Source organism: Sphingobacterium sp. CZ-2 (genome assembly GCF_004526235.1).
Classification (GTDB): domain Bacteria; phylum Bacteroidota; class Bacteroidia; order Sphingobacteriales; family Sphingobacteriaceae; genus Sphingobacterium; species Sphingobacterium tenebrionis.
This window is the reverse complement of the sequence record NZ_CP038159.1, coordinates 702,587-727,109: the sequence shown is the minus strand read 5'-3', so window position 1 is coordinate 727,109 and position 24,523 is coordinate 702,587. Positions and strand designations below refer to the sequence as shown.

Genomic DNA, 24,523 nt, shown 5'->3' with positions numbered 1-24,523 from the left:
ATCAAGTTAATGATAAATAATTCCGTAAACTACTCTAATTATCACATAATAATGAAGTTTAACGAACCAAAATTGTTTTTTTGTAGCCATAAATTGTAAGAACCTAATTCGTAGCGATTGTGCTTTGTTTTCCATGGCATATTTATTCACTTCTGGAAATAAATTCAACCACCTGATATATTGTTTTTTTTGGCTACTAATTAGCATTGGAAGTTTAATATTCAATTTTAAAAAAGCCAAGAGATTTTCCAAATCAACCATATTATTGTTGGCCTTTAAAAAATTTTCTACTTCCTCCAAATTTCCACTAACTTCTTGAATATGTTTTTCAGCATAAACTTTGGTTAATGATTCTTGATTAGACTGTCCATAGTGATAAAATGCATCTGAAATTTGCCCTACTTTTTTTGCGTAATGAAATAATTTCACACTCACCATCAAATCTTCACCCATATTTTTCCCAGGAATGAACCTAATATTATGATCCTCATAAAGCTTTCGTTTAGCAAAAAATATCCAAAGATTCCAACGTAAATTCCCATTCAACATAAGCCTAATCGCATCTTGATTATCTTGAAAGGTTGCCTGAATCATTTTGCGTTCATTATTGGAAAATTTTAAATACCAATTGAAGCCCAAAATATCAAAATCTTCCTTTTCAGCCTTAGTAACCAATAATTCAATGGCATGATGATCTAATTGATCATCAGCATCCACATAATAAATATATTTACCTGTAGCTAAATCCAGTCCTGTATTCCTAGCGCAAGCCACTCCTCTGTTTACATCATGGTTTGCTAATACAATTATTACCTCCTTATTTCCATCAAATGAAGCCCGGAAATCCTTAAGCATTTTCAGACTTTCATCTTGGCTTGCATCATTTATAAATATCAGCTCCAGATATGGATAAGTTTGATTTCTTAAAGAGTCTAAACTTAAACCAATGGTTTTCTCCGCATTATATACAGGAATTATGATTGATACATAAGGCAATTTCATGTTTTAATCGTATTTTTTTTGAGTGTAATCTCCCTATTACCAGTAATTAAATTTATAAATGTGGGCATAATCCTTCTCAAGAATACATAAAGGTAATAGCAAATAAATAAACAGATAAATGGGATGATGAAATAAAACATAAGTTGCAACATGCTATCATTTGTTTTATTAATTCGAGCAAAAAATCCTTTTATCCAATTAATAATATAAATTTCATGAACAGCATAAATAAAGAATACAGATCCTGCGGTTTTGATTAAAAGGTTTGAAAGGTTATTGATTTTGCTTAACAAATATCCTCCGTAAAATACAGCCCAAATACCAATAATAGCATACACACGGATTAATTGTTCGTAATATGGATATTGACTACTATTTAAGCAGACTATAATCAAAATCAAAGAAATAAGTATGAAAACTAAACCTATTTTATAATCAGTAATGATTAAGTCTAATTTTTTCAAACCAAAATAGGACCCAATTCCAAAAAATAAAATACCGGTTAAACTAAAACCTGGAATATTAATTTCTAGATTTAGTAAATAGGGTATCATTAACAGCAATATGCCAAATGCGCCAAGAAATCTGAACAATAAATAGAATAAAGGAGTCAATAGGGTCATACAAATTAAATCCCTAAGATACCAGAGCGGAAAATTTAATGGATAGTTCCAAAATATATCCATTAAACTGAGATTTTTAAATTCTTCACCTTCTATATTTGGAATACCCAATAAGTCGAAAACATTAACCTTAACTAGTATGCCGATAAGCATGAGTAAATTCCAAGCTAAATAGGGTATTAAAAGGGAAAAAATTCGTTTCCTAAGTTGTTCTTTATAAATAGTGATTGTAAATTCTTGTATTTTCAAAAAAAACAAATAACCGGAAAACACAAAAAAACTTGGAACAACAATTCGACTAAAGGTATGTGAAATTGCTTCGGAGACTAATATATAAATAGATTCAAAATCCCAAGACCATTTTACTGGCAGAATATCAAATCCAACCGTATGCCCAAATAATACAATGATCATTAAAGGCATTCTAAGTATGTTTATTACTTTTAGATTTTCAGTTTCTAAAGCTTTAAAAATCATTGATTTACAGAAAAATGATTTACTAATAGATTAACAATATTTAGATCTTTGGAGGAAAATTTCCTAGCAAAAAGGTATGGAGAACTTACAAGCTTATCAAAATCATCAGAACGCCAATCGATAATTTGATTATCTACCCATTGAATGTATCGCATACATCCTAATCCTTCATCCTGTTTGTTATATATATTTCCTCTAAAGTCAGAATTCCAACAAAATGTTTGTATGAAAATTTCATCAGGACAAAAAGTATTGGAGTACATTTTTTCAATTTCTTTTCTTTTTTTAATGATCAATTCTACAAAATCAGATGTCAGACTTACCCATTGGGTTCCTTTTTTAAAATTTGTTCCAGAATTCCTTTCGATGTTCAATTTTTCTTGAAGAACTAAATGGAGAGACCTAAATAGCTTTTTACTAATATTTATTAAACCATTATTTTTTCGAAAAGATTTCGGAAAAATATGAAACCTTTTAACTTTTCGCTTGATTTCTATTTTATTATCTTGTTGATAATATCCTATAAACTCTTTGCCATCATGTTTATCAAAAAATTGATGAATCTCATCTTGTGATTTAATAGGCATATCAACACCTGAAAGAAGATGAAAATATTGATAAGCATTTTTGTGAAATGCATTCTCAAATAAATTAAGCTCCGCTTCAACTACGGATACATCAGCCCACCTCACATCAACGCGATTTTCAAGCACAAATAATCTAGCATTATTTACAAATAATTCAGGAAGATTATTAACTTTTTTATCAAAATGAATAAATATATCATTCCTGTTATCATCTAATAATGTAATTAATTTCCTAAGGATAGGGAATTCATTATGTGCAAGTATTAAATAGGCATGTTTCTTCTTCATGATTTTAATTTATCTAGAATCTTATCAACCAGGTCCAAATGCTGTTCACTAAATTTTCTTGCAAATAATGCCTTAGATTGTTGTATTTGAGAATAATCATCCATAGTTAAAATGGTAGAATTTGCATCACCCACCTTATGAAAAAGATAACCCTCTAAAAATTTCATATTAAATTTTTTGTTCGATACGGCTAATTCAGTAGGTATGAATAATTCGTCCCCACACATGCTATATTTATATTTCTTTAGGATTTTTGATTGATTTTCTAAAAGATATTTTACGGCTTTATCCGTTAAACTCACCCAATTAGAAGCTTTAATAAATTTGGTTTTTTTATTGATTTTAAAATGAATTAATTCTTGAATTCGAATTCCAAGACGCCAAATCTTTTGAGCTGTTACGTTCGTTGAAAATGATTTCATCATCAGATTCAGTCTATTTCCTTTTCTAATTAATTCTTCTGAAGAAAACAGCATTGTTGCAAAATATTCTACTTCATCTCGACCATTAAAAAATTGATGTATTACATCTTGATTTACCAAAGGAAGATGGGTGCCTGAAATAATATGATAATAATGATAAGCACCGTACTGAGCACTCTCTTTAAATAAGGAAAATTCTGCTTCTATCTGTGATACATCTCCCCAGCGAACATCTATTCTTTTGTCACCTTCCAAAAACTTAAGTCTTGATTTATTAGTTTTTATTTGTGGAAGACTGCTTACTTTTCGATCAATATGAATGTAAATATCATTCCTGATATCATCTAATGTATCAACCAAGATTTGAAGGATATTGAATTCCTGATGAGCTAAAATTAAAAAAGCATGTTTTGAACCCATATTTACAGAACATTAAATTTTTGAATAAATTTTTTCAATTGTTCCTGACCATTTTCATCAAAATAAGACATTTTATGGAGGCTGCATTTTGCTAAAACTGTTTCAATTTGCCAAAATTCGGCAGAACCATTGAATTTAGTCTGTAGAATATGAGGAAAAACATCACTCAACAACATACATTTTTGGTCTTTCAGTTGATTTTCTATTAAATGTTGGTAAAGAATCTGATAGAAAAAATAATCTATAGGTTTACTTTCTTTTTGCCAATAATATAATAATAGATTTAGACTGTCTCCGATAACTTTATTACCTTTTTTAGCAAAAATAATGCTATTTAAAACCTTGACTCTAAAATTTTTATCCCATCCCCAATAATATGCGTAGGACTGTTCCCAAAAGGTTTTATGCTCCTCATTTGGATCCCGTTGAAACATGAAATAAGGTAAATCCATCATTTTTTTGGGAAGGGAATCTGTTAGCAAAATGGTTGCATCCAACCAGACACCTCCATAATGGTATAATAAAGCTAACCGAAGAATATCAGAAAAGAAGGTTCTACTTAATGATCCATTTTGAAGTTTATCTATTAAATAAGACGGAAATTCAAGGTAATCAGCGATATTTTCATCATTTAACCTAATAACTGAAAAGTCTGCACAATATTTATCTACACTTTTAAAACAAAGATTGACCACTTCAGGCAATGTATTATTTTCAACTCCTTGCCCCCAGTATTGCCAGATAATTTGATCTGAGGTAAGCTCCTTAACCTTTTTTATTACTGGAATTTCAAGTTGGTTTTGGTAATAGTTTTCGACCACAGGTTTCCAATAATTAGAAACAATGGAATGTTTCCTTTTAATTTTAGCACTTCTTATAGTAGACCAAATTTTTCTTAACATATAATTCTCAAGTAGTAAAATTAGGCTTTAAGGTTCCTATATCCATTTATTACATATTCATATAGATTACCAATTATTGGAAATGAAAGTAATTTAGATAACATCTCCATTTTTTGGTTTGTACGCCACTGTTTTTTGTAAACCAGTGGTAATTTATTATAATATTGCCACCAAATATTAAATTTTACGGTTTGGTTGTTCCATGGTTTTGCTCCTGTGTAATGTATATTTCCATGATGTTGCACTTTCTCCCAATCCTCTAATTTGTATCTTCTTAAAAATTCTCTTTTATATTGTGGCAAAAAATAAGTTCGGATACTGTTATAAATAGGTTCTAAACCTAAAACCTTTCCTTTACAATACATATTTAACACATCTTGATCAGGAAATTGGAGATATGGTACTTTCAATCCATCAATTAAAGTAGTGCTCAGGTTATCCGCCCTCATTTTATTCAAATTCATGATTAAAAATCCAGAATTAAAATAGTATCCCGGTTCACAACCTATCTGCTTTAAATATGGCTTTTGGCTATCTAATGCTGCTTCATATACAGCAGCTAAATAATAGTTTTTTAAATCTACAGTATGATAAAGTTGATTCAGATCATTTCTAACAATTATATCACAGTCTAAATAGAGTACTTGTTCGTAATTTTTTAAAATTTCTGGAAGTAATAATCTAAATGAAGCTGCAATAGTGTATCGTTCATCTATATATACACCTTCCAATGCCCCCGAAAGATTTATGAATTTTAATGTTAATCTCTTCGGATCAAAATTATCAAGTAACTTTATCTGGTCTGAAGCTAGCTCTTCAGTTAATAAACAAATTACTTCATAAATAGCTGTAGGGGAAGAATTTTTAAGTATGGACGATATACAGGTAACAGCAGGAATAAAATAATTCGGTGTAAAAGCAAGTGCAATAGGTGTGATTTTTTTCATTTTAAAATTTAGCAAGGGAGTTATTTACCTATAATTTTATCTTTGAAATATCTCAAAATCAATTTGAACTGATCTTTTGGAGATAAAATCTCACATTTTCTAACTAAACTTAATTTATGGATAGGTAAATGTCGAACAACTAATTGATAATAATCATACATGCATTTGGCATATAATTTTTCCCATCTAATTTCATGTAAGCAATATTTATCAATTTCATTTTCTGCGTTAGGAAAAGTTAAGTTCTTAAACCAATTGAATAACTGAGTATTTGCACTTAATTTATCATTAATTTTTCCTAAATTACTTGATAGGTGTATACTAGAAATTCTAAAATTAAAAGCCCTCGATCCTATTGATCCCATACCATTATCAGTCATCTGAATTACGGAAGCTGTATCTGAACCAAATGCTGATGGAAAATCAATGAATTTTAATTCCTTTATTTTAGAACTCTTAAATAAATAATTACCAATACAAGTAAATACCGTTGCATTCAACCAATAAAATACGAACTCTATTTTACTTGAATATTCTGGTATAAATCCATCCAATCCAATTATTTCATTTTTTTCATTAATGATTTTAATAGGAGAATGAACAATATCTAAGTTTGGATATTTATTCATAATGGTCATACCGGATGATAAAAAGTCTGGTTCATATAAATCATCATCAGCTGCTAAAACTAAATATTCTCCATTAGCAAATTGCAAGCAATGGTTCCACTGATTAACTAGATTAGCACCACCTATATTTATTTCATTTTTGAAATATTTAATCCGCGGGTCATCAAAGAGTTCCACAATTTTTTCTAAGCCTTCAGGAGAGCAATCATCTACAATAATTAATTCAAAATTTGAATAGGTTTGATCCAAAATACTTTGAATTGCTGATTTTAAAAATTTAGCTTTATACGCAGGTAAAAGAAACGTAATTAAGTCCATGATCTACGTTATTTTGAAGGAATTATTCTACCAGGAATTCCGACCACAATTGCCTCTTCTATTAATATATCTTTAGTAACAATAGATCCCGCCCCTATTTTTACCCCATTAGCAATCGTAACACCTCCTAATATTTGGGCCCCCTGCCCTATATCCACATTATCTCCAATAATCGGAGAAGTATCAGGAAAACTACCTTTGCTTCCAATACAGCAATTGCCATGAATTGTACAATGTTTTCCTATCTTTGCATTTGGATTAATAATTATGGAGCCATAATGATAAATTTTCAAATCTTCATCAAAACATCCTGCAGGGATAAAAAATCCTAATTTTCTGCCCAAAATATTTTTTCTGCGTTGATAATAATATTTTAAAAATTTACTTGGCTTTATATATGAATAATATTCTTCTTTCCGAAGTGCTATCATAAATCTTCGAATCCAATACTGTTCGGATTGTAGTATTAAATCCAATAGCCATTCTTTAGAAAGAAATCTTGGATAATAAATTCGTGAATCTTTAGCAAGGAAAGTTTTTATATTCATAATATTAATCATCTAAAACATCTTTTACAACTTGTAAATATTGATGACCAAATTTTAAATCTGGTTCTAAATGATTTCCTTCTGCCCATTCGTTCCAAGATTTAATAAAAATAATCTGATTTTCAGACGCATACGACTCCACTCTTTTTTTAGCATTCAACAAAGCCTTCTTAAAAAGATCAGGAGTAGAATCATGCAAAACGAATCCATTAACACCACTTCTTGGACTATTGTCCCAATTTGGAATTACTGTAGGATAATATAAATTTTCACCTGCATCTTCTTTAAAATCTTGAATTGCGTCCTTATAGTTATAAATCCTTGTAGGTCTTTTAAAATATTTTTTATAATACTTTGAAAGCCGACTTGTTTTTGCTCTCCTATAAAGATCAACCACTTTATTGGCAGATTTCAAATAACTATCTTTTGTATGGACAGCAGGAGTTAATGCATCAAAACCATTCTCTTTGCAATCCCAATCAACTTCAACGTTTGTAGCCACTAAATGAAGCCCCTTTAGTCCATTTTTGTCTGCTAATTCTCTGAACGTTTTAACAAAAAGTTTTAAATCTGGTATTTGCAGAGGCTGATAAACTAGAAATAAAGGCTTTCCATTAATTTTAATGTATCTATCATCTTTGAATGCAGGTAAAAGATAATTGAAATGTGAAATATAATCAGAAACACCAGGATAGACCTGTTCCATTAATACAGTCTTTGGATTTCCATGCCAAATACCACTCCAAGATTCATTTGCCCAAGCTAGACAGAATGGGAAATTAGGTTCACCACTTTCTAAAACTTCGTTAAAAGGTCTTTCCAAGATTCTTTTTCCATTTCCGAACCAATAATGCCAATAACAAAATCCTCCTATTCCATATTTTTCTGCAAGTTCTGCCTGAGCTTTTCTAGATTCTGGCAAACGAAGATCATAAAAACCCAAATCAGCTGGAACATGCGGTTGGTAATGTCCTGGAAACAATGGTTTTGCTTTGGCCACATTGGTCCATTCTGTAAATCCATTTCCCCACCATAAATCATTTTCTGGTATTGGATGAAATTGAGGTAAATAGAATGCTATGGTTTTAATTTTTGTCATAGATAATTGTTTCTGTTTAATAAAATCTAAAAATCAGAATTCCTTATAAATCAGTTTCGATTGGCTTTTCTTTAATTATGAATGATTTTAACCTTCTTTTTATTTTTTTTAAAATTTCTCTTATTTTAAATTTCAACTTAGTTCTTCTTTTTAATTCCCTATGAACTTCAATTAAAATATCAGGCTTATTTGACTTTATCTGATGGATTACTCTATCAAATTCAAGATTATCTTTTATTTGAAGAATTAATTCACAGAGTACATAAATATGCCTTCGCTTCAATTCCGAAAAATCGTATAAATCTATGCCGATGGATCTATTTTTATCTAATAAATAACATTCTGTTTCGTATAAATCCATTTCACGTGTTATTAAATTGAAAATATTTTTTGATCTTGAAGCACTTTCTTCTAATATTCTATATACACATGTTTCCTCATTAATGAAGTGAACGCTCGACTTTACTAAAAAATTTGCATAGATATAATAGGAAATATCTAATGCAGGAATAAACTCCTTTAATATTTCATTTAAAGACTTAGTTTTTATCATCCAGGAGCATGGTGCCATATATCCTCTATCCCAAATGAATTGCTTGAAATCTAGATGGATTGGAAAGTTTTTCGACCCAATAACTTTCCTATTCCAACTATCTGCATTCTGAAAATAAAAACCCGTATTGGTAGCACATAAATCTAAGTATGATTTTTTTTCGAAAACTTCAATTTGTTTTTTTAATTTTTCGGTATCAGTCCAGTAATCATCACCCTCACAAAATGATACATATGGAGTTTTTACATGACTTAATGCCCAGAGAAAATTTCCTTTAATACCTAAATTCTTCGAAGGTCTTAGATAATTAATTTTTATATTTGAATTTTTATCATGGTTATCTATTATGGAAAAAATAATTTCTTCCGTATTATCTGGAGAACAATCATTTGAAATTATCAGTTCAATTATACCGTCATAATTTTGTGATAAAACAGAATTAATAGCTTCTTTAATGAATCTCTCATGACCATATGTAATCATTACTACAGATATAGTAGAATTATTCACCATTTTCCTCAATCTACCCTAAAGGTTCTTAATAATTTTTCCAGGTATTCCTACTACAGTACAATTATCCGGAATGTTTTTAGTAATTACTGCACCAGCACCAACAATCACATTTTTGCCAATTGTAACTTGGGGTAAAATTGTACTGTTGGTACCTAAAAACGAATGATTACCAATTTCACAATTTCCAGATATAGCCACTCCCGGACATACTTCAACAAAATTTCCTATTTCTACATCATGTCCTATAGAAGATAGCTGATTTATTAAACATCCGTTTCCAATTTTTATGTCATTTGTAATTACAACTTGTTGCATAATGTTAATTCCTACGCCTAATTCTACCCCATAGGAACCAATTGTAGATGTATTAGAGATAAGATTAATTGGTTTACCTCCTAAACTAATAAATGTGTTGAAAGCATGTTCTCTAATTTTTGGTCCACCAACTCCAATAGTGAAATGGGAATCTATATTAGAAAAATATTTTACAGCGTCTTCATCATTCATTATAATATTAAATTTACCATATAGTTTTTCAGGAGATTCTAAACTTATATTATCAAAAAAGGCCAATTTATTAAGTTTGCGATTTTGCTTTACTACCTCTAAAACCTCCTTGGCTAAGCCCTTAGCTCCAAATATTAGCATATTCTAATTATTTTGTTCTCTTAATATTAACCTACATATCCAATCAACTTCTTCATTAGTTAAATCAAAATACAATGGTAGGCATAACATTCTTTTAGAAAGATCATCGGATATAGTCATCTCAACTGAACCTAAATAAGGTAAACTTGATGATAAACTTGGATAAAAATATCTTCTAGTAAATATTTCGTTCGCATCTAATGCTTTTTTTATTTTTAATAGTAAATTTTCAGATGAGATAATGTAGGGTAAATAAGCACCGTTGTTTTCTGAATCTTTATGCCATTTTGGGTTCACGGCTTTAAAATTTTCAAGTTTCTCAGAATATCTATTTATAATTTCAAGTCTGCGAGCAATGATTTGATCGATATATTTCAAATTGACCAAACCCATTGCTGCATGAAATTCAGAATTCTTACCATTAATTCCAAGTTCACCAAAACTATCGAATCCTGTAATACCAAAGTTCCTAATTAATGAAAGTTTCTTCAACAAATTTGGATCTTTTGTAAAAACTAATCCACCTTCTGTACTATGATAAAGTTTAGTTGCATGTAAACTGCAAATAGAAATATCACCATATTCAAAAATTGAACGGCCATTTATTTTAACTCCAAAAGAATGCGCACCATCATAAATCACTTTAAGATTATACTGTTTAGCAATCTCTTCAATTGCTAGGACATCACATGGATTTCCATAAACATGAGTTGCTAAAATTGCTTTTGTATCTTTCGTTATAGAAGCAATAATTTTGTTGGGATCTATATTTAAAGTTTCCGGATCTATATCCACAAAAACCGGCTTGCACCCTTCCCAAACAATTGAAGAAGTAGTTGCAACAAATGAAAATGGAGTTGTTATAATCTCTCCATTAATATCTAGTGCCTTAATGGCCATCTGAAGTGCAATGGTCCCATTAGTAACAAATAAAACATGATTTAAACATAAATATTCCTTTAAATCCATTTCCAGTTTACTGGCTAAGGGGCCCATATTTGTTATCCATTCCCTTGACCAAATACCTTTTAGGAAATTATGATATTCTTCAATAGGAGGTAAAAAAGGCTTTGTAACAGGTATCATATATGTTATGTTTAAAGACCTTGTAAATCAGTTAATTTTTGAAAATAGGTTGAATTCTTTTTAAGTTCTTCAAAGGTACCAGATGAGGTTATTTGCCCTTGTTCCATTAGATAAATTATGTCAGCGTTTTTAATTGTTGATAATCGATGAGCTATGGAAATGATAGTAATTTTACCTTTAAGCTTATCTATACTTTCCTTAATTATTTGTTCTGTTTCAGAATCCAAAGCAGAAGTAGCTTCATCCATAATTAATAAATCAACATTTCTATAAAGTTCTCGAGCAATAGATATCCTCTGTTTCTGCCCTCCAGAAATATTAATTCCATTATTTCCTAAAAGAGTATCTTCTTTATTAACTAGGGTTTGGATATAATTATTTAATCCACTTAGACTTAGTGTATAGTGGAATTTTGCAAGATTTTCTTGGTTCTTTTCATCCCAAAAAGTAATATTTTCAAATATACTTGCATTGAATATTGTTGGATCTTGAGTAATATAACCTATTTTCCCTCTATAAACAGAATTATTGATTAAATTCATGTTTTCCCCATTGACATGAATAGTTCCAGAATTATTAGGTAATAAAGTTGAAATTATATTTACTAAACTAGTTTTTCCTGAGCCAGATTCTCCAACCAATGCTATTGATTGATTTTTATTGATATTTAGATTGATTTTATTTAAAATTTTATGATCTGAAAAGTTTAAATCAACGTTTTTCAATTCAATAGAATCAATATGATCTATTATTTTAGAACCGTTATTATTTTCACGATTTGAATCTAAATAATTTTGAAACTCTTGAACATTTTCTACAGAGCCAATATTGGCTAAATAATTATTCCAATTTGTTTGTATATCCACAATTTTTTGCATCGCTCTATAGAAAAACAATAAAATAATCATTATTGCCGCTAATGGTGATTGAAAAAAAATGATGTGAACTGCTATTACAAGACATATAATGGCAATTGTCATTGGTTCTCTTAAAGCAGATAATTTTGCATTAAGTTTTGCGACTTCTATGCCGCTAGAAATTAGATTAGATAATTCTTTTTGTAAACGTTTAAAAAAATTAATGCTTCGCCCAGTAGCTTTCAAATATTTATAATGATTTACTACTTCGATTACTACACCGCCATATCTATGGTTATTCTTTGTGATTTCTCTTGAAAGACTTTCAGTTTTTTTATAAAAATACTTATAAATGAAATTAGATAACAAACCACCAATCGTAACTAAAATTGAAAACTTCCAATCTAAAAAGAATGCAAATCCTAGATAAATAATAACGAACATGCCATTTTTAATCGTTTCCAAATATTGGTTACAAGCGAAAACAACTTGCCATGCCTCACCTATTAAAGAGTTCTGCAAACGACCTATATCAATTCCTATAAATTCTTTGTATTTTAAATCTCTTACTCCATCAATCATTTTTGATCGGATTTCTTTAGAGAACATTTGTTGGTTAATAGCTAGGTATTTTCCTGCATAATAAAAGCATACCCCTTTAATTATAAATAAGAAAACAATCAAGATTAACATATTGATTGGATTTAATTCTATTTTTAAGAATTCAAAAAAGATTTGAATAAAATGGTATATTTTATCTTCAGAACCTACTGTATTACCGTCTGAAATTTGAATTAATGGAACGAACATAGCTATACCTATACTGTCCATTATTACCATTAAAAAACTAAATATTAATAATAAAAATAGTCGTGATCCTAAATATTGATAGAAAAAATATAAGGTGGAAAATTTACTTTTTAAAAATGATTTCATTTATATTATTTTTTCCAATGCTATTTAATAATTCTTTCTGGAAAGAGAAAAGATTTGCCTATATAATATATCAGCTTAATATGTAAAATAGGCCTGATTTTATTGAATTTTGGATAATACTTCAATATTTGCTTATTTCTTTCAGTCTTATTATCAAGGAATCTAATTGCATTCCTAATGAATTTTTTATATATCAAATACTCTGTAAAATCATTTTTTGGATGGTTATAATCTGACCCCAATTCTTTTTTAACCATTATGTTAGATAAAAACCAATTTTTATCAGGATTTCCTTTAGAAAAATGATGTACTAAAATATTGTTAATTACATAATTATTATATTTCTTAGCAATTCGAAGGCTTATGGATAGATCATAACTATGAAACCCTTCCAATGTTTCATCAAATTGAAATTCATTAAATACCTTCTTTCTAATAGCTAAAAATAATCCATCAATACTAAATACTCTATTTCGTGTATTTTGACATTGGAATATACTTTCTATTTCAGTTCCTTTGCCATGAATTAAATGAATAAAATTGTATGGTTCCATCATTCCCCAATCATTTGGTGCTTGAGGTACATAATTGCTTCCCGCTAATCCAATTACACCTACATCCTCCTCATTAAGATGTTTGATTAATATTTGGCCCCAATTAAAGGTTTTAAATTCAACGTCTTCGTGTAAAAAAAGTAAATATGAAAATAAACTTTTTGAAGCTCCTAAATTATATGCCTGTCCAATACTCATTTCTCCATAATTCGGTACTCTTATAATTTCATATTCTATACCGATTGTCCTTAAAATATTATCTTCTAAGTTTTTATATAAATCTTCCTTATGAGATGAAACAATTATTGACAGCATTTTATTTAAAAAATATTTTATTTTAAAAAATTAATTTTTCTAGGGACTAAAAGGCTTTTAGTGATAAAGTAAATTAATTTTAAATGATATAATATCCTAATGCGATCAAATTTTGGGTAAAATTTTATATTTGATTTAAATCTTACCATATTTGATCCTTCAAATTTGTTATTATTCATTATAAATCTCTTAAAAGCCAAATATTCTATATAATCAACTTTTTTAAAATTAAAATCTGAACCTACTTCTTCCCTAATTTTTATATTAGAAAGAAACCAATTCTTATCAGGTTTGCCATGAGAAAAATGTAAAAGTTTAATATTGCTAATAACATAATTATAGTATTTTCTTGCAATTCTCAAACTTATAGACAGATCATAGGAATGAAAGCCAAGAATATTTTCATCAAATTTAAATTCTAAAAAAACTGATTTTTTTATTCCTAAAAATACACCATCTAAAGAATATACTTGATTCACTTCTTGTAATGGTACAGACAAATTATTGTGGATTTCAGAATCGTGATGAATGACATTAATAAAGTTGTGGGGTCCGCATGTGAACCAATCATTCGGTACCTGTGGAACATAATTACTTCCCGCCAATCCAACGACACCAACATTCTCCAAATTTAAATGAGCAATCAATTTCTCACCCCAATTTTCCGTCAAAAACTCCACATCCTCATGCAAAAACAATAAATATGGAAATTGAGATTTATCAGCTCCTTTATTATAAGCCTGCCCAATACTCATTTCACCATAATTAGGAATACGAATGATCTCATGCTCAATCCCAATGGTCTTAGCAACATTTAAAACCAAATTATTGTACAGATCTTCCTTATGCGATGAAACAATTATAGATAGCATACTTAAGAATTACTTACCAAACTCCTCCTTCAACATTCTTCTCAATCCCTCCTCCATAGCATACGGAGGAACAAATCCAGAAGACATAGCCTTTTTAGAATCATATTTGGTCACTGCACAGAACTTCTTTACCCGAACTGAACTGATCGCCAATTTCTTCCTGCTCAAAAACGCCAGGACATCAAATCCATATCCACCCAACATCCCGATCCAATAAGGAATATGCGTCGTCGGGATCTTCTTATCCAAAATCTCCCCTGTATGGTAAACCAAATCATTCGTCGTAAAATCAGGTTTATCTACGTAATTAAACACATGATAACCCGCTACCCTCTCCTTCACCAAAAATTCTATAAAAGCAATTACATTACCAACATAAGACATGGATTTTTGATTCTTTCCATCTCCTACCATCATAAATTTACCGGATGCAATCTGGTTTAGCAAATTAAAAACGTTTCCCCTATTCCCTTCACCAAAAATAACCGTTGGTCTTACCACATTAATATTCCAATCTGCATGCGTTTTATACCATTCCTGCAGCACCTGCTCCGCTTCCCATTTACTCTTTCCATAATGGTTAAATGGATCAGCTGGAAACGACTCATCCGGATTATCCTTATCCAAGCCATAAACAGCCACAGAACTGGTAAAGATCAATCGCTTAATCCCATTGGCCTCCATGGCCTCCAGGGTATTCCGCATCCCCTGCACATTCACATCATAATACAACGAAACAGGAGAAACATCATCCCGATGTTCCGCAGCCAATAAAATAACCAAATCAAATCCCGCTAAACCCTTACTTAATGATTCTTTATCCAACACATTACAATTCAATGTAATAGCAGGAAACATCAAGCTTTCCGCTTTATCAAGATTGATCAATTCATATAATCCTGATTTGTACAAACGCTCTAACAATTTCGTTCCCACAAATCCAGATCCACCAATAATGGCAATTTTCATAAAATCTTTAAAAATTATATTTTTTCACCAAAGGCATGCCGATTTTTGCATCCTTTTTGGAACTTAAGTTGCTGCTTTCCAATTCAACAACAGGTTTAGTTTCAAGTTGTTTTTCCTTTTTTTTATTTACCACAAAATTGAAGGCTAACGTAAATATCATCCATAAAACCAGATCCAATGCAACCACAATATTGTTGCTGATGTATTGGACCATCAATATGTTAAATAAACAAAAGAACAAAGACAAACCTACGATAGTCATCATCGCCGTTTGGTGCGACATGCCAGACCGTAACAATTTATGGTGAAGATGGCTTCTATCGGCTCTAAATAAAGGCAATTTATTGAACCATCTTACGATAATGACCCTTGCTACATCGAAAACAGGAACGATCAAGGTGGATAGGGCAACTACGATTGCACCTTCCGAAAACGGCTTGATACTTTTGTTGTCCATGGCAAAACTGATTGCCAAAAACGCCATCGTATAGCCCAAGGTCATACTTCCCGTATCGCCCATGAAAATCCTTCTTCTTCGTTTGGATTGCCCAAAAACATTGAAATAAAAGAAAGATATCAAGATACCTGTGGTGATAAATGCCAATAAGGCATGTATCCAAGCATGGTAAAAAGCGAATAATGATCCCAGCACCAAACAACCGATAGCCACTAAACCAGAACATAGTCCATCCAGCCCGTCAATCAGGTTGATCGCATTAATGATCAACACAACCAGAAACATGGTGAAAGGTATTCCAACCCAAGGGGATAATTTATCGATGAAAAGAATTCCGTAAAGATCGTTAATCCAAAGACCTCCTAAAGGAAAAAGACTCGCTACAAGGATCTGTACAACAAATTTCCATTTGTAGGAAACACCAATAAGATCATCCGCAATCCCAACGATGTATAACATCACCATACCGCAGATCAACATAATGAACATTGGAAAGATCTCCCAGGTAACAACCCCTAAATCAACAAAATTGGTTTTATAAACTAGGATTACGGTGATGGCCAATAAGCAACATTGTACAGGTACGAAAGCTACCCCGCCTAATCGAGGAATAATAGTTTGATGTAATTTTCGGGAATCTACCGGATCGAATAACCGCTTTTTATAAGTAATCAACATGATGTAAGGAATAATGATATTCCCCAACAAAATGGCGATTACAAACGGGATAAAAAGGATCAGGTATTCCAAAACCATGTATATTATATCTAGTGTGATAGGGATTTGATAAATAAATTATCGAATCCGTAAAACAAAGGTAAAAATTTAATGATTTTAGAAAACCTATTTACCCGTCCTTAACCCCTATATAAAATTATTTGTAGCATTTGGTTTACATTGCTAAATTCAATCCAATTTATTGTAAATCATTAAAAAATGAAGCTAAATATTAATTGATTATCTTTAATATTATTTAAACTGTTAAATAAAAAGAAATAAAAGAAAATTTAGGTTATATCTTTCTTATCAAAAAAAGCTAAAGTTTTATTTAAAAATACCAGAAAAAAATCCCTTTTTCGGCTTTTCCTTCTTTTCCAGATAGATTAACTCCTCATTAAAACTTAACTTCAAGGCCTTTTTGTGGATAATAGCCTGATAGATGATTCCCCAATCTGGCAGCCCGCCAAAATTACGATCGTCAATAAAAAGATCTGCTGTTAACTTCCGACTACCGGCCGTTGCCCTGTCCTCTTCCGGGAAATTGGAGTTATGCGCATAAAAATATAATCCCTGCTCTGCGCAGTAATCAATAGCCTCTTGCAAAAGCTCGCCCTCTCTAACCGTCCATAATATCAATTGATGATGGTCATTCATCAGCTGTTTTAGCACATCAATAGCATGCGGAATCGGCTTTCCAATCTCTGGATATCGGTGTTCCACTATCGTTCCATCAAAATCAACTGCAATAATCATGTTGCGAAGAAAATATTTTAATACGTTAAATGCAATTATTTACTTGCTTTTATATAAATGACTCAACAAAGCAAAACAGAGAATAAAACTCATGATAAACCCGAACCAGGATAATATCGGTATCCCCCAAACTAAATATCCAACCCTACCATGCGCTAAGATACTTGCCCCTACTCCGAAAGTCATGGCCAAAATCGACAAAAGAAATTTATTACCCATCCGGTGAAGGATCAATTGCAGGTTATCGAAATCCTGCATTTTGTGGTTCAAGGTAACCTTATCATTCTTTACCTTATCCAAAAGATCCAATAAGTCATCTGGAACATCAACCAATACATCCTTGGCCATCTTTGCTTTCTCTTTGAGTTGAGCGATGAGGTATTCTGGCGATAATTTTTGCGCAGCAATTTTCTTGGCAAAAGGCGAAATACTTTCTGGAACATTCAGGTCTGCATCCAATTGTCTTCCTGTACCTTCTAAAATAGATACCCCTCGAAGAAGGATATATACAAAATCAGGTAATAATATATGATTGCTCTGCAGAACGATGTTCAATTTTTGCAGCATGATCGAGATATCAATATCATCCAATGCATTCTGTTTGATCATCTCAAAAATCTCATAGGCATCCCGTTCCAATCTTCTTTCATCTTCAATATGATGAACAATGGCCAGTTTCTTAATGTTCTTGATCAAACCCTTGGCATCATTGGCCAGGAAGTCCAATACCATACCTTCAATGATATTTCTGTCCTGTGGAATCATAAAGCCCATGGCACCAAAATCGATGAATATGATCTGACCGCGTTTATTGACAAAAACATTCCCAGGATGTGGGTCGGCATGAAAGAATCCATGCATCAATACCTGTTCCAAATAAAGGTCCAGTACATTTTGTAGGATGGATTTGGGATACAGACCATATCGTTTGAACCCTTCCTCATCATTGACTTTCACTCCGTCAATAAATTCCATACAGAGTAAGGTGTCCGTGCTGTATTGTCTGTACACCTTAGGCACATAAACATCCTTGTTTTCAGCGAAGTTTCGACGAAAACGTTCAATGTTATTTAATTCATTGGTGAATGAAAGTTCATTTAGAAGAGAGCTTTCAAAGGAAAGGACAATTTGGTAAAGGTTCATTTTATCCACCACCTCATATTTCCTTTGCAACAATTTGACCAAATCCTTTATAAAATCCAGGTCAGCTCGGATGGCCTCATCAATATTGCTGCGTTTTACCTTGAATACGATTTCCTTACCATTCAAAAGCTGAGCTTTATATACCTGCGCAATAGATGCAGAAGCAATGGGGACTTCATCAATGCCTAAAAAATGATCTTCAAATTTGATCTCCAAATCCTTCTCCAACCGAGCTTTGATGTCAATGGGTTCCGTCGGAACTTCATCCTGAAGTTTAACCAGTTCGCTCTGAAGGTCCTCTGGAATAATATCTGGCCGATTACTCAATAATTGACCTAATTTAATGAAAGTTGGTCCAAGTTCTTCAATCGCTAAACGAATGCGTACATTGAAATCATCCTCAAAGATCTTGCGTGCATGATTGTTCCAAAACAAAAAGCTATCAGGTAAAATACGATCTAGATTAGACCGGGAGATTATTTCATCAAATCCATGTTTGGATAATATTTTAAGAATCTGCCCTACTCGTTTTATTTTCTGAAAGCCATTAATGTGCATCATGGATTTTAAGATCTTCTAGTTAAATCGGTAACCAATAAAGGATTACTTTGTTTCATTTGAGCAATAAAATTAGCAATATAATCTGTATTTGCATGTTCCATAATATCATTCAGCTCTTTCTCTGTGACTCCGATCAATTGGATAAAGGAAACTTCACCATGGGGAGTTGCTATTTTTCCCAATTCCGGATCGAGGCTGGTTACAAAACCTACTATTTCTGTATCCGTGTTCAGCCTAATTGGTCCTTTGGCAGGAATAAATTGATTTTCTTCAAACCATCGTCCACTTGAATAGACATACCTTGCTAAGTTGTTGAATACCTGCATCGCCCAAAACGGATCGCCTTCATCCTCTTCAAATGGGGCTAAGCGGAAAGTGAATTCAAAACCCCATTTACTAAACTCTTGTCCCAATTGATCCGGACTATAATACAATTGGCTCATTCCATATGTTGTTAGGTGGTAATGAACTGGATCCTCCCGATCATAAACATTGATGCCATCTATGGGGTCTGTACCGCCAGCCATATAATGCAAACCACATAAGGGCCCATAGTGCCTCGGCTCTTTCTGCGGATACACTTTTGCTAGTTGCTGATCTATACTGATCCAACCTACGGCATCATCTGCATTGAATTTTAATTCATATTCCTCTCTCGTCATTTCCATTTGATTTTGTTGAAATATCCTATCCTTTTACATATATAAAACGAAATCGTTTTTTTAATATTGTAAGTATAAAATCATGTGAAATAAGTTTGATGTTATGATCCAATCCCTGCTGGCTTCTTCCCTAGAAAGAAAAGACGAACTCCCAAATATTGAATTGGCCAATATGATCTTGGAAAAAAATGATCCTAAAAGTATTAATGAGCTTATTGAACTAATCAGCAGTAAAAACAAGGCTTTTCAAAACGATAGCATCAAAGTTTTATATGAGGTTGGAGAAAAAAAACCGGAATTATTAATTCCATTTTTTGATGATTTTATTGCCTTTTTGGACAGTAAGAACAATCGTTTACAATGGGGTGCAATGACTGCTCTCTATTCCATTGCTAAAGAATATCCAAATTTAATCTATCCACATCTGGAAACTTTGCATCGCAAAGCCATGGAAGGTTCGGTCATAACCCGAGACAATTTCATTGCCATTATAATCCTTTTAATCAAAGAAAAGGAATATCATGCCTTAGCCTATCATTATTTACAAATACATCTTCAATCTTGCCCTAGCAATCAACTCCCTATGTATGCAGAATGGGTTCAAAACAATATTCATATGGATTATGCCGAAAATATAGGTGATATTTTGGAGGCCAGAATGCTTGATCTTGAAAAAGAAAGTAAGAAAAAAAGATTATTAAAGGTGATTAATAAAATTAAATCCTTCAAATAACTTAAATACACCATATTAATTAATAGTTATATCTAAAAACAACAATATATGTTATTACGTGAATTTTAACTTTAATTCCTAGGTTTCACCTGGTCTAAAAATTAACATTTATAAGCATATTTAAACCTCATTAGTTACAATATTTAATTTTAAATCTAATTTCACCTTATTTTCTCACTCTCCTTCATAACTTTCTGTTGAAATTCATTGAAGCCGAAACGCTACAAATATCCAAATAAACTACCTAAAAAGATTAAATATTAATTTTATGTAAAATATTTGCTATAATTTTGTCGTAGTATTTAATAGCTTGTTTTTCACACTTTCTGTATAGCCAAATACTATAAAAATCAATTAAAGATGCAGACAATTAAGAAAAAAGTTTATCAAACTCCGACAATCACCTTATATTTTATTGAAATGGAAGAAGGGATTGCGAGTACATCTACGACCATTAGTATTAATTCAGGAAATGAACCTAGAATTGAAAATTGGGATGAATCTCCTGCCGATACCTACAAGAATTTTGATCTATAAAATCATCATCCCATGAATACCTTTAAATTATTAAGTTGTTTTTTGCTTTTCATCCTACTAATTGGCTGCGATAAGGGCATTGAGAAAGAGAACCCCAATCCAATAGAGCCACCGAAGGAAGCTAGTATTGAATTTAATATTGATGGTTTAGAAGATACGGAAGATGTATTCCCAGAATTTAAAAATGAACAAAAAGCTTCAGCTAATCATAACCGTACCATTAAACCAGTATCCTTCAGAAGTGATGTGCTGTCATTGAATGGTTTTGATGTTATCATGGAAATTACCGAAAAACTGCCTGCTCAATTCCCTGGGGCAAGCAGCAATAAGAAAATCCAAAGTAGTACCAAATCTTCTTTCAATGGGAATAATCAAGCCATCAGATACCACTCCCCCCTTAATAATGGGGTTAAATACAGGATAGTATTGTACAAAACCAATGGATCAGGTGTAGCAACGACTTATGCGGGCCAACAAGAAGGGACAATCGGATCTAACTATATCTCAATTGGTGCAAACAGAAATACCCAATACCGATGGTATGCATATACGTATAATAATACCAGTCCTATTGATACCTTTGTGGTCGCCAATGGAACAGTTCCGGTAAAACCTTCCGCAAACAGTACTACCAAAAAACAGGATTTTGCCTATGCAACTGGCTTAATAACCACTAGTAATGTAGTTAATGGCCTGAATAGCATTCAGAACATTGTTCTAACCCGTAAAACAGCAAGATTTGTCGTGGAAGTGAATTCTAGGGGAATGTTTGCTCCGGTTACTTATGCCAGCCTAAGAATCAAAGATAATGCTGGTTTTATGAAAGGTAATTTCCGTTTATCTGATAGTTCCTATCTAAATTTGACCAATGTTCAAACTACTGATCAAGTTTATAACCATAACAGTTCAGCCTATGTAGTACCAGTGGGCACAGATACTGTTCCAGAATTGAATTGGAAAAAAAGATACACCTTTTATTCGCCAGTGAATTCTGTCTCCAAACCTTTGACCATATCTATTGATACCATGAGGATTACCAGCAAGCGTTTAAGAGATACCGATGGAGCAGCAACTGATGTCGTAAGGACTTTTACCAACAATGAATTTGTATTCAATAGTTTTATAGCCCAACCTGGCAAGAGTTATTTTGTTTCCATAATATTGGTAGAATCTGCCATCCCAATGGGTTCAGCAAGATGGGCACGGGGAAATACTTGGCGTGTTGCCGATGGACCATTGCGACCAGACGGATTTTGGGATTATCGAATAAGGTATGATAACCCTTTATATCAAACCGTTGCAGGAGTTCCAACAACCGATTATTTCACACATGATATTTATAGTGTAGCTAATGGAAAAAATATTTGTGAAATGATCTATCCTGAAGATACTTGGACATTACCAACCCCTGCACATTTCAATAGTTTTAATAACATTACCCAGAATGTCGGTGTCGAATATAATGGCTGGTACCTATATATGACTCCAACCACACCTGTATTAGGATATCCTTCATATCCACATGGAGATCTGATTTTCACTCCTGTGGGCTATAAACAGTCTTCTACAGGTCCAACAAATAACTTTTTTCCAAATTCCACTAGTTATCAAAATACCAAAGGCTATTGGAGGACTACAACGAGTGGTACTTTCGCAAGGCTAAACTACAATAATACATCATGGTTCAATGATCGATGGGATGAAACAAATAGCTTCACATTCAGTAGTTCTAATCTTGCCAGCGTCCGTTGCGTCAGAAAATAAATTTTATTTATTTCTTAACATACATCAATGTTTATTGTTTCTTAAACAAAGACCTTTGTCTTAAATAATTGAAAATAAATAAAAACAGCTTTATGAAAACATTATTAAGTTTATTCGCTTCCGTATTCCTTTTAGGGAATGTTGCCTTTGCACAAATAAAATGGTCCGTAGACCCTGCACATACCAATGCCCGTTTCGAGGTGAAACATCTAGGGATTGCTTTTGTTGATGGCCAATTCAAGAAATTGGAAGGTGCTGTGGAAACTAAAGACGCTAATAACTTCGAGGCAGCTGTAGTTAATTTTGATATTGATGTAAACAGTATCGATACCCGTGTTGAAGCTAGGGATACCCACCTGAAAAGCGATGATTTTTTCTCTGCAGAGAAATTCCCAAAAATGACCTTGAAAAATGCAACTTTAAAAAGTGCTGGAAAAGGAAAATTCAAACTTACCGGAGATCTTACCATTAAAGACGTGACCAAAAAAGTTACTTTCGATGTGGTACAGAACAATGGTATTATTACAGATCCATGGGGAAAAACACGTGCAGGTTTTACAGCTACGACCAGCATCAACCGTAAAGAATTCAACATCAACTATAACGATAAGCTTCCTTCTGGCGTAGATGCTGTTGCACCTACAGTTGCCATTACGGTAAACGTTGAAGTAGTAAAAAACTAATCGTTAGATAAGAATCATACTAATTCTTGCATATAAAAACAGGCTCCAGAATTATCTAGAGCCTGTTTTTTTTATAAATTCCTATTTATTCTTCTACCTCATAGGTCCAATTTCTCAGTTTTTCCTGAAAAATCCGGGAAATTTTATTGAAATACCTCTTTTGCTTATAACCCATTACCCACTGTACTCCCTCTACCGCATTTGTACAGAATATCTCATCGGCCACCTTCAATATTTCTGGTTTTATTTCTGCTTCAACCACTTCGATACCTTCACTTTGGGCGATATCCATAATCACTCTACGCATTACCCCATTTATACAACCTTCGGTTAATGCAGGGGTATATAATACCTTATCATAATACACGAAAATATTAGAAGCCAATGCTTCACAGAGATTTCCTTGTTGGTTTAAAATCAACACCTCATCAAAGGCAAATTTTTTCCGGTATAATCCGGCCATCACATAGATCAAGGCATTATTGGATTTTATCTTAGAAAGCTCATTATAAGCTTTTTTATACTCTGTATATACATCGATAATCAAGCCTAATTTCTTGTCCCGCAAACTTTCAGGCTTTCTGTCCAGCTGAATAATAAAAGAGGGTTTATTGCTCTCTGGCCCATAAAGTCCTCCACCTGTTCGGAAAACAATGAATCTTGCCCGGCCAGTTTGCCCAACCATATTGTTTTTCCTGGAAAGCTCTTCAATCTTTTGGCGGATAAAAAATCCATCAAATTTCTCGTAATCTTCAAAATGAAGCATTTTCATGCTTTCCTGCAATCTCTCGACATGAAAATCCAGGAATCTCACATCCCCATCTCTCCATAACATCGTTTCAAATAATCCATCCCCGTATCTAAAGGCTCTACTATCCGCAGTTAGGATGGACATGTCTTCTGGAACTATCGTTCCGTTATAATTGATATATTGTATCGGCATAT

25 protein-coding genes are annotated in these 24,523 nt (G+C 32.1%); 4 read left to right on the top strand and 21 right to left on the bottom strand.

The features are described 5' to 3' along the window. Positions 1 to 6: 6 nt before the first annotated feature. The 20 genes from E3D81_RS03235 to E3D81_RS03140 form a co-directional block, all read right to left on the bottom strand. Positions 7 to 1,002, bottom strand: coding sequence for a glycosyltransferase family 2 protein (locus E3D81_RS03235; protein ID WP_099365566.1), 996 nt, complete (start codon positions 1,000 to 1,002; stop codon positions 7 to 9). Continuing rightward, the gene (locus tag E3D81_RS03230) at positions 999 to 2,102 is read right to left on the bottom strand and encodes an acyltransferase family protein (RefSeq protein ID WP_134776377.1); all 1,104 of its coding nucleotides are present in this window, start codon (positions 2,100 to 2,102) and stop codon (positions 999 to 1,001) included. The genes E3D81_RS03235 and E3D81_RS03230 overlap by 4 nt, the downstream gene beginning before the upstream one ends. Continuing rightward, positions 2,099 to 2,977, bottom strand: a complete 879-nt coding sequence (locus E3D81_RS03225) for a beta-1,6-N-acetylglucosaminyltransferase (protein WP_134776376.1) — start codon at positions 2,975 to 2,977, stop codon at positions 2,099 to 2,101. Before E3D81_RS03225 ends, E3D81_RS03230 begins: the two co-directional genes overlap by 4 nt. Continuing rightward, complete coding sequence (locus E3D81_RS03220; RefSeq protein ID WP_134776375.1) at positions 2,974 to 3,819, bottom strand: beta-1,6-N-acetylglucosaminyltransferase; 846 nt, start codon at positions 3,817 to 3,819, stop codon at positions 2,974 to 2,976. Before E3D81_RS03220 ends, E3D81_RS03225 begins: the two co-directional genes overlap by 4 nt. 2 nt (positions 3,820 to 3,821) lie before the next feature. Continuing rightward, positions 3,822 to 4,721 (bottom strand): capsular polysaccharide synthesis protein, encoded by a 900-nt coding sequence (locus E3D81_RS03215; protein ID WP_134776374.1) that lies wholly within the window; start codon positions 4,719 to 4,721, stop codon positions 3,822 to 3,824. A 20-nt stretch (positions 4,722 to 4,741) separates the two neighbouring features. Next, positions 4,742 to 5,668 (bottom strand): glycosyltransferase family 8 protein, encoded by a 927-nt coding sequence (locus tag E3D81_RS03210; protein ID WP_134776373.1) that lies wholly within the window; start codon positions 5,666 to 5,668, stop codon positions 4,742 to 4,744. Positions 5,669 to 5,688: 20 nt separating this feature from the next. After that, positions 5,689 to 6,615, bottom strand: coding sequence for a glycosyltransferase (locus E3D81_RS03205; protein WP_134776372.1), 927 nt, complete (start codon positions 6,613 to 6,615; stop codon positions 5,689 to 5,691). Between the two features lie 8 nt (positions 6,616 to 6,623). Continuing rightward, a complete protein-coding gene (locus E3D81_RS17450) occupies positions 6,624 to 7,163 on the bottom strand; it encodes a serine acetyltransferase (protein ID WP_245153275.1) in 540 nt (179 codons plus the stop codon). A gap of 4 nt (positions 7,164 to 7,167) precedes the next feature. Further along, positions 7,168 to 8,262 (bottom strand): glycoside hydrolase family 99-like domain-containing protein, encoded by a 1,095-nt coding sequence (locus tag E3D81_RS03195; RefSeq protein ID WP_134776371.1) that lies wholly within the window; start codon positions 8,260 to 8,262, stop codon positions 7,168 to 7,170. Positions 8,263 to 8,305: 43 nt separating this feature from the next. Next, positions 8,306 to 9,298 (bottom strand): glycosyltransferase, encoded by a 993-nt coding sequence (locus tag E3D81_RS03190; RefSeq protein WP_167554218.1) that lies wholly within the window; start codon positions 9,296 to 9,298, stop codon positions 8,306 to 8,308. Positions 9,299 to 9,343: 45 nt separating this feature from the next. After that, positions 9,344 to 9,976 (bottom strand): acetyltransferase, encoded by a 633-nt coding sequence (locus tag E3D81_RS03185; protein WP_134776369.1) that lies wholly within the window; start codon positions 9,974 to 9,976, stop codon positions 9,344 to 9,346. A 3-nt stretch (positions 9,977 to 9,979) separates the two neighbouring features. After that, a complete protein-coding gene (locus E3D81_RS03180; RefSeq protein WP_134776368.1) occupies positions 9,980 to 11,062 on the bottom strand; it encodes a DegT/DnrJ/EryC1/StrS family aminotransferase in 1,083 nt (360 codons plus the stop codon). A gap of 11 nt (positions 11,063 to 11,073) precedes the next feature. Beyond that, entirely contained in the window at positions 11,074 to 12,855 is a 1,782-nt protein-coding gene (locus tag E3D81_RS03175) for an ABC transporter ATP-binding protein (protein WP_134776367.1), read from the bottom strand. Between the two features lie 20 nt (positions 12,856 to 12,875). After that, positions 12,876 to 13,724 (bottom strand): glycosyltransferase, encoded by an 849-nt coding sequence (locus E3D81_RS03170; RefSeq protein WP_134776366.1) that lies wholly within the window; start codon positions 13,722 to 13,724, stop codon positions 12,876 to 12,878. A 17-nt stretch (positions 13,725 to 13,741) separates the two neighbouring features. Beyond that, the gene (locus tag E3D81_RS03165) at positions 13,742 to 14,596 is read right to left on the bottom strand and encodes a glycosyltransferase (protein ID WP_134776365.1); all 855 of its coding nucleotides are present in this window, start codon (positions 14,594 to 14,596) and stop codon (positions 13,742 to 13,744) included. A gap of 9 nt (positions 14,597 to 14,605) precedes the next feature. Further along, positions 14,606 to 15,565 (bottom strand): NAD-dependent epimerase/dehydratase family protein, encoded by a 960-nt coding sequence (locus E3D81_RS03160; RefSeq protein WP_134776364.1) that lies wholly within the window; start codon positions 15,563 to 15,565, stop codon positions 14,606 to 14,608. Positions 15,566 to 15,572: 7 nt separating this feature from the next. Further along, positions 15,573 to 16,778, bottom strand: a complete 1,206-nt coding sequence (locus E3D81_RS03155) for an MraY family glycosyltransferase (protein WP_245153274.1) — start codon at positions 16,776 to 16,778, stop codon at positions 15,573 to 15,575. Between the two features lie 288 nt (positions 16,779 to 17,066). Further along, positions 17,067 to 17,495 carry a BT0820 family HAD-type phosphatase gene (locus tag E3D81_RS03150; RefSeq protein ID WP_134776363.1) on the bottom strand — a complete coding sequence of 143 codons (429 nt, stop codon included), beginning with the start codon at positions 17,493 to 17,495 and terminating at the stop codon, positions 17,067 to 17,069. A gap of 39 nt (positions 17,496 to 17,534) precedes the next feature. Continuing rightward, complete coding sequence (locus E3D81_RS03145) at positions 17,535 to 19,199, bottom strand: ABC1 kinase family protein (RefSeq protein WP_245153273.1); 1,665 nt, start codon at positions 19,197 to 19,199, stop codon at positions 17,535 to 17,537. Between the two features lie 5 nt (positions 19,200 to 19,204). Then, entirely contained in the window at positions 19,205 to 19,867 is a 663-nt protein-coding gene (locus tag E3D81_RS03140) for a suppressor of fused domain protein (protein ID WP_245153272.1), read from the bottom strand. A gap of 97 nt (positions 19,868 to 19,964) precedes the next feature. Here E3D81_RS03140 and E3D81_RS03135 point away from each other — a divergent pair, with 97 nt between their 5' ends. The 4 genes from E3D81_RS03135 to E3D81_RS03125 all read left to right on the top strand — a co-directional run bounded on the left by E3D81_RS03135 (position 19,965) and on the right by E3D81_RS03125 (position 23,578). Then, the gene (locus tag E3D81_RS03135; RefSeq protein ID WP_134776362.1) at positions 19,965 to 20,594 is read left to right on the top strand and encodes a hypothetical protein; all 630 of its coding nucleotides are present in this window, start codon (positions 19,965 to 19,967) and stop codon (positions 20,592 to 20,594) included. A 360-nt stretch (positions 20,595 to 20,954) separates the two neighbouring features. Further along, the gene (locus E3D81_RS17175; protein ID WP_167554217.1) at positions 20,955 to 21,131 is read left to right on the top strand and encodes a hypothetical protein; all 177 of its coding nucleotides are present in this window, start codon (positions 20,955 to 20,957) and stop codon (positions 21,129 to 21,131) included. A 12-nt stretch (positions 21,132 to 21,143) separates the two neighbouring features. Beyond that, positions 21,144 to 22,895 (top strand): hypothetical protein, encoded by a 1,752-nt coding sequence (locus tag E3D81_RS03130; RefSeq protein WP_134776361.1) that lies wholly within the window; start codon positions 21,144 to 21,146, stop codon positions 22,893 to 22,895. A gap of 92 nt (positions 22,896 to 22,987) precedes the next feature. Further along, complete coding sequence (locus tag E3D81_RS03125; RefSeq protein ID WP_134776360.1) at positions 22,988 to 23,578, top strand: YceI family protein; 591 nt, start codon at positions 22,988 to 22,990, stop codon at positions 23,576 to 23,578. Positions 23,579 to 23,663: 85 nt separating this feature from the next. Here E3D81_RS03125 and E3D81_RS03120 read toward each other — a convergent pair whose 3' ends face one another. After that, positions 23,664 to 24,521: an aminotransferase class IV gene (locus E3D81_RS03120; RefSeq protein ID WP_099365585.1), complete on the bottom strand. Its 858-nt coding sequence runs from the start codon at positions 24,519 to 24,521 to the stop codon at positions 23,664 to 23,666. Positions 24,522 to 24,523: the final 2 nt, after the last annotated feature.